The 10,692-nt window shown below is 69.3% G+C and carries 11 protein-coding genes and 1 pseudogene; 10 read left to right on the forward strand and 2 right to left on the reverse strand.

The genetic code is table 11. The features are described 5' to 3' along the window. Both HG543_RS46330 and HG543_RS46335 read right to left on the reverse strand, forming a co-directional pair. Window positions 1-856: pseudogene (locus HG543_RS46330) on the reverse strand (hypothetical protein); the annotation flags it as partial. A 44-nt stretch (window positions 857-900) separates the two neighbouring features. Beyond that, complete coding sequence (locus tag HG543_RS46335; protein ID WP_169351378.1) at window positions 901-1,476, reverse strand: hypothetical protein; 576 nt, start codon at window positions 1,474-1,476, stop codon at window positions 901-903. A gap of 214 nt (window positions 1,477-1,690) precedes the next feature. On the opposite strand from HG543_RS46335, the gene HG543_RS46340 reads away from it, so the two are divergent. The 10 genes from HG543_RS46340 to HG543_RS46385 form a co-directional block, all read left to right on the forward strand. Continuing rightward, the gene (locus tag HG543_RS46340; protein WP_169351379.1) at window positions 1,691-2,512 is read left to right on the forward strand and encodes an MlaE family ABC transporter permease; all 822 of its coding nucleotides are present in this window, start codon (window positions 1,691-1,693) and stop codon (window positions 2,510-2,512) included. Window positions 2,513-2,571: 59 nt separating this feature from the next. After that, window positions 2,572-3,309: an ABC transporter ATP-binding protein gene (locus tag HG543_RS46345; RefSeq protein ID WP_169351387.1), complete on the forward strand. Its 738-nt coding sequence runs from the start codon at window positions 2,572-2,574 to the stop codon at window positions 3,307-3,309. 107 nt (window positions 3,310-3,416) lie between these two features. Beyond that, entirely contained in the window at window positions 3,417-4,946 is a 1,530-nt protein-coding gene (locus tag HG543_RS46350; RefSeq protein ID WP_169351380.1) for an MlaD family protein, read from the forward strand. Between the two features lie 119 nt (window positions 4,947-5,065). Further along, a complete protein-coding gene (locus tag HG543_RS46355) occupies window positions 5,066-5,992 on the forward strand; it encodes a PfkB family carbohydrate kinase (RefSeq protein WP_169351381.1) in 927 nt (308 codons plus the stop codon). A 99-nt stretch (window positions 5,993-6,091) separates the two neighbouring features. Beyond that, a complete protein-coding gene (locus HG543_RS46360; RefSeq protein WP_211194627.1) occupies window positions 6,092-6,445 on the forward strand; it encodes a TIGR02266 family protein in 354 nt (117 codons plus the stop codon). 24 nt (window positions 6,446-6,469) lie between these two features. Further along, the gene (locus HG543_RS46365; protein WP_169351383.1) at window positions 6,470-7,201 is read left to right on the forward strand and encodes a metallophosphoesterase family protein; all 732 of its coding nucleotides are present in this window, start codon (window positions 6,470-6,472) and stop codon (window positions 7,199-7,201) included. Window positions 7,202-7,255: 54 nt separating this feature from the next. Continuing rightward, entirely contained in the window at window positions 7,256-7,981 is a 726-nt protein-coding gene (locus HG543_RS46370; RefSeq protein WP_169351384.1) for a hypothetical protein, read from the forward strand. 78 nt (window positions 7,982-8,059) lie between these two features. After that, window positions 8,060-8,902 carry an archaetidylserine decarboxylase gene (gene asd, locus HG543_RS46375; RefSeq protein WP_169351385.1) on the forward strand — a complete coding sequence of 281 codons (843 nt, stop codon included), beginning with the start codon at window positions 8,060-8,062 and terminating at the stop codon, window positions 8,900-8,902. 26 nt (window positions 8,903-8,928) lie between these two features. Next, window positions 8,929-10,191, forward strand: a complete 1,263-nt coding sequence (hisS, locus tag HG543_RS46380; RefSeq protein WP_211194628.1) for a histidine--tRNA ligase — start codon at window positions 8,929-8,931, stop codon at window positions 10,189-10,191. A 210-nt stretch (window positions 10,192-10,401) separates the two neighbouring features. Beyond that, window positions 10,402-10,692 (forward strand): S24 family peptidase (locus HG543_RS46385; protein ID WP_246357786.1); only part of this gene is annotated, 291 nt, incomplete at its 3' end.

The raw sequence follows: 10,692 nt of genomic DNA on the forward strand, positions 1-10,692 counted from the left end.
GAGGAACCCCCAGCGCGGGCGGCGAACGAGGGGAGGGCTCCACCCGCGCGACGGCCCTCGGGGCCACGGGTGTCTCGGCGCGGACCGTGTCCTTGTGCCCCCTGCGCCGCACCGTCACGGCGATGGTGGTGGACTCCGCGCCCGGGGTGACGCGGTAGCGCGGCGGCGAGTCGCCGTGCGCGGCGGACAGCGTCGCGCCCTCGGCGGAGACCTCCAGCGTGTCCGAGCGGAGGCCGGACTCACCGGCCACCAGCAGCCAGCCCACCGTGCCGGAGTCCAGGGGCGTGGGCGTGAAGGCGGCGGCGAGCGGCGCGGCCTCGGGCGGATCCAACGGAATGGTGGCGTGGGTGTTGCGCGAGTCGTGGCTGGCCAGCACCTGCGCGACGCGCACGCCCGGGGGCACCTCCACCGGCACCCGGGCCCTGCCGCGGCCATCCGCGCGCACCGGCCCGAAGCGGGTGCCGCCCACCTCCACCACCACGTCGGCTCCGGCGGCGGTGGACACGTCGAGCCGCGTCTTGCCCAGCAGGGGAATCCGCAGGACGGCGGGCTCCGGCGGCGCCGTGCCGCCCTCCAGCCAGAAGGCGAGCACGGCCAGCAGCGGGTGGCGCACGTCCGGGGGCGTCCACTGGAAGGTGCGCACCTCGCCGCCCTCCACCCGGTCCTGGGTGAAGCCACCCGACGAGGCGACGCCGCGCACGGGGCCGGAGCCGGGAGGGACGTGGACCTCCACCGTCACCTGGGCGTCCTGCCCCAGCACCACCCGCTCCGGGGACCAGGACGCCGTCACCGGCGACGGGGCCGCGAGCGCCACCGGCGCGGCGAGGAGGAGCAGGAGGAGGGGCAGCGGGCGCATGCTCACGGACGTGGCATCGACTTCACCCCTCCATCCCCACCGGGTCAATCCCCGCCCGGAGTCGGCGCCTCCCCGTCCGCTCCGGAGCCAGGAGCGGACTCCGCCGGAAGGGGCTTGTCCGCCGGGCCGGTGGCCTTGGCGGTGGGCGGGCTGAAGGCCGGCTTCTCCGCCGGAGCCCCGCCCCGGCCGTGCACCAGCGTCTTGGTGTCCGTCCGGAAGGTGATGTCCACCTTGTCGCCGCGCACGGCCGTCACGAAGCCCGTGCCGAACGTGGGATGCTTGATGACCTCGTCCATCTGGAACGTTTCCTTCGGGCTGTACTGCCGCGCGTTGGCCACGTCCTTGCTGGCGAGCTGCTCCTCGAACGAGATGATGATCTTCTCCGCCTTGGCCGAGGCCGAGGAGGAGCCGCTGGAGGCGCGGGCGGCCCGCGTGGTGCTGCTGGAGGAGGGGCGATCCGTGACGCCGGGAGCGGCACGGTAGGCGTGGTCGCCGCCACAGGTGTTGCAGCGCACCCGCGCGATCTTCGTCCCCACCATCGCCAGGATGGTGTGCGCGAGGGTGAGCTTGCAGCGGGTGCAGAGCGCGTCCACCTCGCCGCCGACCTTATGAGTTGCCATGGGTTCGTCTGTTTCTCGGCCCGCGCCAGGAGCGCCGGGCATGGAAGGAAAGGGGGGCGGAACATAACGGCTTCACTCCAAGGGGAGGAAGTGTCTTCGACGCCCGCCTCCCCACCGGGCCATCGGGGGTGAGCTGCACACACCGTCTCCGCCCCCCGGCCATCACTTCCCTTGTGCGCACCCGCCGCTCACGTAAGAGTAGGTTCAAGACCGAATGACCACGCAGACCCCCAGCAACCCGGCCCCGCCTCGCGAGCCTGGAATCCTCACCCAGTCCATCTCCAGCTTCGGCAAGGGTCTCATCGACGGCGTCAGCACCCTCGGGGGCATGATGATGCTGTTGCTGGACGTGGTCCGGTGGAGCGTCCGGCCTCCCTTCCGGCTGGCCAACCTCTTCGCCCAGCTGGACTTCGTGGGCGTGGGCTCCATCTTCATCGTGTCGTTGACGGGCACGTTCACCGGCATGGTGTTCGCCCTCCAGACGTCCACCGCCTTCGCGCTCTTCGACGCGGAGAGCCTCGTGGGCCCCACGGTGGCGCTGACGCTCTCGCGCGAGCTGGCGGCGGTGTTCTCCGCGCTGATGGTCACCATGCGCGCCGGGTCCGCCATGTGCACGGAGCTGGGCACCATGCGCGTCACCGAGCAGGTGGACGCGCTGGAGACCATGGCCGTCAACCCGGTGCAGTACCTGCTGGTGCCCCGGGTGCTGGCCGGCCTGTTCATGGTGCCGGCCCTCACCATGCTCTTCCTCACCACGGGCATGGCCGGCGCCTACCTCATCGCCGTGGGGGTGCTGGGCATCTCCCCGGGCACCTTCCTGTCCCGCACCCAGCAGTGGCTCGTTCCCGGGGACATCTTCCAGGGGCTCATCAAGGGGGCCGTCTTCGGCCTCTCGGTGGCCCTCATCTGCTGCTACAAGGGCTACAACGCCTCCGGCGGCGCCAAGGGCGTGGGCCAGGCCACCACGGAGGCCATGGTGTCCAGCGCCCTGTCCATCTTCATCCTCGACTTCATCCTCGGCCTCTTGTGGCAATGACGGCCGTGTCCGACTCCAGCTCCAGGAAGAGGCCCGCCCCCGACCCGTCCTCGACGCCGATGATCGAGGTCGTGGACCTGCACAAGACCTTCGGTACGACGAAGGTGCTCACCGGCATCAACCTCAAGGTGCCCGCGGGCAGCACGTGCGTCATCCTCGGTGGCTCCGGCTCCGGCAAGACGGTGTTGATGAAGCACATGATCGGCCTGCTCAAGCCGGACAGCGGCAAGGTCATCATCGACGGGCAGGACATCGTCCCCATGGGCGTGCGCGAGCTGCAGGAGGTCCGCAACAAGTTCGGCATGGTGTTCCAGGCCGCGGCCCTCTTCGACTCCATGACGGTGTTCGAGAACGTGGCCTTCCCCCTGCGCGAGCACACGAAAGATTCCGAGGACGTCATCCGCCAGAAGGTGCGCGCCCGGCTGGACCTCATGGGCCTCAAGCCGGCGGTGGAGGCCAAGTTCCCCTCGGACCTGTCCGGCGGCATGCGCAAGCGCGTGGGCCTGGCCCGCGCCACCATCCTCGGCCCGAAGATCGTCCTCTACGACGAGCCCACCACCGGCCTGGACCCCATCACCACCGACTACGTGGACGAGATGATCCTGGCCGCGCAGGAGGGGCTGGGCGTCACCAGCGTGGTCATCAGCCACGACATCGCCTCCGCCTTCAACGTGGCGGATCAGATTGCCTTCCTCTCCAAGGGCGTCATCGTGGAGAACGGCCCCCCGGAGCAGGTCCGGGAGTCGGAGCATCCGGCCGTGAAGGTCTTCCTGCAGACGTGGTTCGGTAAGAACTAGGCCGCCTGCCGGGTGGGAGCGGGTAGGGGCCCCCCCAGGAATTTGTGGCACTCCGGATGCAAAACGTTAGAGTCGCGCCCGGCCGGTAGCCCTCGGAGTCACATCAGGTGAAGAAGCTCGTCACGCCGTTCCGTGTTGGCCTGCTGGTCATCGCCGCGGGTGCTTTTTTCGTCACCTTCATCCTGTTCGCGCAGAAGGGTGGACTGAGCGAGAGCGAGTCCCTGCGCGTCTGGGCGTACTTCCGGGATGCCTCCGGCCTCGCCGTGCGCGGCCGCGTGCAGATCGCCGGCATCCCCGTGGGAGAGATCGACGAAATCACGCTCGAGGGCACCCGGGCCAAGGTGTTCCTGCGCATCCGCAACGACGTGGACCTGCGCCAGGACGCCGTCGTCACCAAGCGCTCCGAGTCGCTCCTGGGCGACTACCTGTTGGACCTGAACCCCGGCACGGAGAGCGCGCCCAACCTGGAGAACGGTGGGCAGATCCGCCGCGTCATCGACGCCGCGGGCATGGAGGCGGTGTTCGAGTCCCTGTCGCAGATCACCTCCGACATCCAGCAGGTGACGGGCGCGCTGCGCGAGGTGCTGGGCGGAGAGAAGGGCCAGGGCTCCCTGCAGCGCATCGTGGAGAACCTGGTGCGCCTGTCGGACTCGGTGGACGCCACCGTGCGCCGCAACGCGGACCGGCTGGACTCCATCCTCGTCAACTTCGAGGGCATCTCGCAGGACGTGCGCGGCATCACCCAGAGCAACCAGGCCGACGTGGGCCGCATCGTCGACAACATCGAGTTCATCACCCGCGACGTGCGCGAGGTGCTGGCGAGCGTGAAGAACATCGTCGGCACCGGCGAGGGCGACGTGAAGGAGACGGTCGCCGGCCTGAAGCAGACGCTCAACAAGCTGGACAGCACGCTGGGCAACCTGGAGGAGATCACCCGCAAGGTGAAGGACGGCGAGGGCGCCGCGGGCGTGCTGCTGGCCGACGAGAGCGTGGGCCGCGAGGTGCGCGAGACGGTGCAGGACGTGGCCCGCTTCGCCGCCAGGCTCACCGACCTCCAGATGGAGGTGGGCATCCAGTCCACCTACCTGGCCGCGCAGGGCCGCTCGAAGAACTTCTTCTCCGCGCGCCTCATCCCCAAGCCGGACAAGTACTACCTGCTGGAGCTGGTGGACGACCCGCGCGGCACCGTGACAACCCAGGTGGTGCAGTCCAACCCGCCGTCCGAGGGGGACCCCGTCACGCAGACGCAGAAGGTGACGAAGGAGAGCCTGAAGCTCAGCCTCCAGTTCGCCAAGCGCTGGTACTTCACCACGCTGCGCGCGGGCCTCATCGAGTCCACCGGTGGCGTGGGCGCCGACCTGCACTTCTTCGAGGACACGCTCACCCTGAAGCTGGACGCCTTCAACTTCGCGGTGGACGAGCTGCGCTACCCGCGCCTGCGCGCCACGCTGCGAGCCCAGGCGTTCGACCACCTGTTCGTCGTGGCCGGCATGGACGACATCCTCAACGCCCAGCAGCGCGACCTGACGACGCAGCGGCTGATCGCCGGCCGCGACTTCTTCGTGGGCGCCGGCGTCTTCTTCACCGACGACGACCTGAAGGCGATCGTCACCCTCACGGGCATCCCCACGCCCTGAGCGCCCGCCCGCCTTCCGTTCGAAGCTTGACGGAAGGCGTGAAACGGCGTACCCGGCTACGGCACGGGGTTCCCGGGGATCGCCGTGCGTTTTTCACGGCATTCTCCCAGGAAGCTCGCATGTCCCTTCTCGTCGTCGGCTCCGTCGCTCTGGACTCCGTGGAAACGCCCTTCGGGCGCAAGGAGGACATCCTCGGCGGCTCCGCCACCTACTTCTCCACCTGCTCCTCGTTCTTCACGCCCGTGCGGGTGGTGGCGGTGGTGGGTGAGGACTTCCCCGAGCAGCACGTCAACTTCCTGCGGGGGCGGGGCATCGACCTGGAGGGGCTCACCCGGGAGTCTGGCCGCACGTTCCGCTGGAAAGGCCGCTACGGCTACGAGCTGAACGAGGCGCAGACGCTGGACACCCAGCTCAACGTCTTCCAGGCCTTCTCGCCGAAGCTGCCGGAGTCGTACCGGGACACGCCCTACGTCTTCCTCGGCAACATCCACCCGGAGCTCCAGTCGCAGGTGCTGGACCAGGTGCGCGCCCCGAAGCTGGTGGCCGCGGACACGATGAACTTCTGGATCCAGGGCAGCAAGCCGGCGCTGCTCAAGACGCTCAAGCGCGTCAACCTCCTGTTCGTCAACGACGCGGAGGCGCGGCAGCTCGCCGGGGAGCACAACGTGGTGAAGGCCGCCCGCGCCATCCTCGGCATGGGCCCCCAGCGCGTCGTCATCAAGCGCGGCGAGTACGGCGCGCTCCTCTTCGAGCAGGACCACATCTTCGCCTGCCCGGCCTTCCCCCTGGCCGAGGTGTTCGACCCCACCGGCGCCGGGGACACCTTCGCCGGCGGCTTCATGGGCACCCTGGCCACCTCGCCGGGCCCCGTGGACAATGCGCTGCTGCGCCGGGCCATGGTGATGGGCAGCGTCATGGCCTCCTTCACCGTGGAGAAGTTCAGCCTGGAGCGGCTGCGCGAAGTCACCCGCCCCGAAATCCACGCCCGCTTCGCCGAGTTCCGCAAGCTCACCCACTTCGACGACCTGGGGCCCCTGGAGCGCTGAGCGGCCAGCCCGGGGTGGGGGAGAATCACACCCTCGAACTTGACGGTGGATTCACCCCCTCCGTAGGCTGCTGATCCAGTGCCGGAAGAAGGAAGCGGGTTGAGCGAAAACCGAAAGCACACGCGGATACCGACCCAGCTTCGCTGCTGGTGCGAGGGTGACAACATCACCCTCTACGCGCGCATCACCAACCTGAGCGAGGGCGGCCTCTTCCTGCGCACGAGCACGCCCCTGGCCCGCGGGGCGCGCGCTGTCGTCCGGCTGACGCATGCCGGAGACGCGGACATCCATGCGAACGCGGTTGTCGTATGGCTTCGGGAGGAAGAGGAGCGGGCGTTCCCTCCCGGCATGGGGTTGCGCTTCGAGTCCCTGGATGGCGAAACCCTGGGACGGCTCCGGCAGATGATAGCCCAGCAGCAGCAACACCAGGTGAAGGTCGGCTGGGCCGGCTGACCCGGTCCCCCCACCGAGGCTCCCATGCGTATCGCCGTCATCTCCGACATCCACTCCAACATCGAGGCGCTCACCGAAGTGCTCCGCGTGGCGGAGCATCAGAAGGTGGATCGCTTCGTCTCACTGGGGGACATCGTCGGGTATGGGGCCTCGCCCAACCCGTGCTGTGATCTGGTCCGCTCGGTGGCGGAGGTGACGCTGCTGGGCAACCACGACGCGGCGGTGGCGGGGCGGATGGACTACTCGTACTACTACGACGCCGCCCGGCACGCGCTGGACTGGTCCGCCAACGTCCTCACGGACGAGAACATGATGTGGCTGCGGAGCCTGCCGTACACGTACCGCATTGGGGACGTGGGCTTCTGCCATGGCTCGCCCATCGACCCGAAGGCGTACGAGTACATCTTCGCGCTGGAGCAGGCGCGGGAGCTGACGCCCTACGTGGCGGAGCTGCCCGAGGTGACGTTCATCGGGCACAGCCACCTGTGCCGCGCCTTCGCCATCGGCAATGGCGAGGTGAACGACGTGGTGGCCCAGAAGTTCGGCATCCGGAAGGGCTACAAGTACATCATCTCCGTGGGCAGCGTGGGCCAGCCGCGCGACTACGACAACCGGGCCTGCTTCGTCATCTGCGACACCGACGCGCGCACGGTGGAGTACGTCCGCGTGGAGTACGACATCGAGACGTCCGCCCAGAAGATCTTCGACGCGGACCTGGCACTCAACTTCGGCAAGCGCCTGTTCCTCGGGGTGTAGGGCGCCGCGCACAAAAGTCGGCACAGGCGCGGGGAAATGAAATAAACCCGCACCGTGCGCACCCAGGTCCTTCGAGCCACCCTCCGGCCCTTCGTGGGCATCGCCGCGGCCGCGCTGCTCGCGCTGGCCCCGTCGGCCTGCCGCCGCGACTCGGGCCCTTCCGCTGATTACGAAGAAGCGTCGCGCCGCTTCAGCACCCTGTACGCGCAGAAGCTGGATGGCGCCTTCCTCGACCCGCAGATTGGGGAAATCGAGGCGCAGTTGCAGCGCGTGCCGGCGGACAGCCTGGATGCCCAGGGCGCCCGGGAGCTGCTCCAGCGCATCCGGGAGGGCCGCAAGCGCATGCAGCAGGACGCTGACGCCCGGGAGAAGGCCATCGCCACCGCCCGCGAGGTGCCTCCGGTGACGTCCGGCGCGTTCGAGGACGCCACGCGCGAGCAGACTCCGCCCCCGGCCGAAGAGGTTCCGGACGCCGGCCCCCCGGACGCGGGGTCCACCGGCCCCCAGGCGGGCACCCCTGCCTCCGAGCTGGTCGCCGGCTTCCGGGGCTGCTTCCGGCGCGACGCACCCATCCAGGTGGAAGGGCGGGGAGTGCGGGAGACCTGGGAGCTCGCCGACCGCACGTCTTGCCGCCTGGAGTACCCCGGGCATGTGGACGTGGTGCTGCTCATCGAAGAGGGAAAGGTGCTGACGCTGTTACCGAAGAGCGCCGTTCGCACCGTGACAGTCACGGCGGATGGCGGCCCGGCGCCCACCCCCGCGGCGGACGCCGGCCGTTAATACACCCAGCCTTTCTTCCGCCGCGCCGGCCCGCCCGCGCGGCGACTCCTCGCGACCTCTTGCGCGGTACGAAGCCGAATGAACGAACAGACCTTCATGAAGTTGATGCAGTTGTTGCCCAAGTCGGCCCTCTCCACCGTCGTCGGCATGGCCACGCGCCTGCCGGCTCCGGCGCCCGTGCACCGCATGGCGATGAAGGCCTTCGCCAAGGCGTACAACGTGGACATGGAGGAGGCCGAGCACGCGCTCGAGCGCTACCCCACCTTCGCCGAGTTCTTCACCCGCGGCCTCAAGCCGGGCCTGCGCCCCATCGACCCGGGCGAGAAGGTGGTGGTGTCCCCCGTGGACGGCCGCGTGTCCCAGGTGGGCTACTCGGACCAGGGCCGGTGCCTGCAGGCCAAGGGCATCGAGTACACGGTGGACGAGCTGTTGGGTGACAAGGAGGCCGCGAAGCCGTTCCACGGCGGCGCCTGGACGACCATCTACCTGTCCCCGCGCGACTACCACCGCATCCACGCGCCGCTGGGCGGCACGATTACGGGCTACGCGTACATCCCCGGTGAGTTCTGGCCGGTGAACCCCGCGTCGGTGAAGAACAAGCAGTCCCTGTTCTGCGTCAACGAGCGGCTCGTCACGTACCTGGACACGGTGGCGGGCAAGTGCGCCGTGGTGAAGGTGGGCGCCACCTGCGTGTCGCGCATCAAGGCGGCATACGACGAGGTCATCACCCACACGGGCAAGCCCGGCAAGGTGCACAAGTACGACTCGGGCTTCCAGGTGGAGAAGGGCGGCGAGCTGGGCCGCTTCGAGATGGGCTCCACCGTCATCCTCCTGTTCGAGCCCCAGCGCGTCATCTGGGACGACAGCCTCAAGGAAGAGGCCGAGGTCCGCATGGGCCGGCGCATCGGAGTCATCAAGTGAGCCGGCAGATTGAAGGCGTGAAGGGCATGAGAGATCTCCTCCCCGGGGAGATCGAGCTGTGGCAGCACGTGGAGGGACTGGCGCGCGAGCTGTTCGGCCGGTTCGGCTACGGCGAGGTCCGCACGCCCATGGCGGAGGACACCGGGCTCTTCGTGCGCAGCGTGGGCGAGGAGACGGACATCGTCGGCAAGGAGATGTACACCTTCGACGACAAGGGTGGCCGCAGCCTGTCCCTGCGTCCCGAGGGCACCGCGCCCGCGGCGCGCGCGTACATCGAGCACGCCATCAACAACAAGGAGCCCATCACCCGCTGGTTCTACATGGGGCCCATGTTCCGCTACGAGCGGATGAAGACGGGCCGCTACCGCCAGTTCTACCAAATCGGCGCGGAGGCCTACGGCTCGAAGGAGGCCGCCCAGGACGCCGAGATGATGGACATGGTGGTCCAGTTCCTCGGGGCGCTGGAGCTGAAGGACGTCACGCTCAACCTCAACTCCCTGGGGGACGAGGCGTGCCGGCCCGCGTACCACGCGAAGCTGGTGGAGTACCTCCAGGCGCACCGTGAGGAGCTCTGCGAGGACTGCAAGCGGCGCATGGAGACCAACCCGCTGCGCGTGCTGGACTGCAAGAACCCGACGTGCCAGGCGGTGGCCGCCGCGGGGCCCAACGTGCTCGAGTTCCTGTGCGAGCCGTGCCGCGCGCACTTCGACGACCTGCAGCGCAAGCTCACCGTCCTGGGCATCAAGTACGTGGTGAACCCGCGCATGGTGCGCGGCCTGGACTACTACACGCGCACCGTCTTCGAGTTCATCGCCTCGCACCCCGCGCTGGGCACCGCCAGCACCGTGGGCGGCGGTGGCCGGTACGACAAGATGATGAAGGGCCTGGGCGGGCCGGACGTGCCCGCCGTCGGCTTCGCCATGGGCCTGGACCGGCTGGTGCTGCTGCTGAAGGAGAGCGGCCGCACCTTCACCTCGCCGCCGGACCTGTTCGTGGCCGTGGCGGACGAGGGCTCGCAGGACGCCGCCCTGGCGCTGGCCAGCCGCCTGCGCCGCGAGGGGCTGCGCGTGGACTTCGACACGCGCGGCGGCAGCCTCAAGAGCCAGATGAAGCGCGCCGACAAGAGCGGTGCCCGCTTCACGCTCGTGCTGGGCGAGGCCGAGCGCACCAGCGGCCAGGCGAAGCTGAAGCCCATGGCCGGTGGCGACGCCATCCCCGTGGCCCTGGACGACGTGGCGAAGACGCTGCGCGCCGCCCGGCTGGCCACTGCCCAGGCGGGCCCGACCTGACACGTCGTGGCTCCCGGTGCCTCCCAGACTCCGACGACGGAGCGGGAGGCGCCGGGAAATCCGGGCACTTCCCGCAAGCTCCGTGAATAGCAGGCAGGCGTGTAACCCCTGGGAACGCTTGGCGGATTGGGGTGATGTGTACTCGCGGTGATACTCCCGGTCGGGTAGACTGCCCCACCTACGATGTCACGAGAGTCTTCCACTTCCGCCATGCCGACCGAGCTGCGCTGGGTTCCCGTTCGCGGGGACAGCATGTGGCCGTCGCTGCGCTCGGGAGACCTGGCGGGCGTGGAGCCGCTGGAGGGGGCTGCGAGGCCGGGCGAGGTGGTGCTGGCGCGCTTCGACCATGCGCTGGTGCTGCACCGGGTGCGGCGCCATGACGCCGGCGTGCTGTCGCTGAAGGGAGACAACTCGCCCGCGGAGGATCCGCCGCTGCCGTCGTCGCGCGTGCTGGGCCGGGTGCGCCAGGTGCGCCGGGGCGGGGTGGTGCTGGAGGAGGGG

Source organism: Pyxidicoccus fallax, from assembly GCF_012933655.1.
Classification (GTDB): Bacteria; Myxococcota; Myxococcia; order Myxococcales; family Myxococcaceae; genus Myxococcus; species Myxococcus fallax.

Coding starts and splice junctions, on each gene's coding strand:
- HG543_RS46335 (WP_169351378.1), bottom strand. CDS start 1,476: ATGGCAACTCATAAGGTCGGCGGCGAGGTGGACGCGCTCTGCACCCGC.
- HG543_RS46340 (WP_169351379.1), top strand. CDS start 1,691: ATGACCACGCAGACCCCCAGCAACCCGGCCCCGCCTCGCGAGCCTGGA.
- HG543_RS46345 (WP_169351387.1), top strand. CDS start 2,572: ATGATCGAGGTCGTGGACCTGCACAAGACCTTCGGTACGACGAAGGTG.
- HG543_RS46355 (WP_169351381.1), top strand. CDS start 5,066: ATGTCCCTTCTCGTCGTCGGCTCCGTCGCTCTGGACTCCGTGGAAACG.
- HG543_RS46365 (WP_169351383.1), top strand. CDS start 6,470: ATGCGTATCGCCGTCATCTCCGACATCCACTCCAACATCGAGGCGCTC.
- asd (WP_169351385.1), top strand. CDS start 8,060: ATGAACGAACAGACCTTCATGAAGTTGATGCAGTTGTTGCCCAAGTCG.
- hisS (WP_211194628.1), top strand. CDS start 8,929: ATGAGAGATCTCCTCCCCGGGGAGATCGAGCTGTGGCAGCACGTGGAG.